This window comes from Streptomyces sp. URMC 126 (assembly GCF_051386555.1).
Lineage (GTDB): Bacteria > Actinomycetota > Actinomycetes > Streptomycetales > Streptomycetaceae > Streptomyces.
On sequence record NZ_JBPQTX010001056.1, the window covers coordinates 1 to 257 of the forward strand.

Below are 257 nucleotides of genomic sequence, written 5' to 3' on the forward strand. Positions count from 1 at the left end.
GTATAATATCCATTTTCTTTATGAATTAACTTTTCAGCGGCACCAATGGCGCCATTTGCAAAAATATCTTTAGATTGTGCCTTATGAGAAATAGTGATTGTCTCATCTGTGCCAGCGAATAAAATATCATGTTCACCAACGATTGTTCCTCCACGCACAGCATGAATACCAATTTCATCTTTCGTACGTTTCTCAGTATTCTCATGACGAATCATATACTGGCGTTGCTTGGTCTCTAAGTTCTTTGATCACATCAT

Annotated in this window: 1 protein-coding gene; it reads right to left on the reverse strand. The window is 37.4% G+C overall.

The window, feature by feature from the left end; genetic code table 11:
- A partial coding sequence (locus tag ACSNOK_RS35075; protein WP_436784745.1) for a dihydrodipicolinate reductase C-terminal domain-containing protein occupies window positions 1-215 on the reverse strand: 215 nt, incomplete at its 3' end.
- Window positions 216-257: the final 42 nt, after the last annotated feature.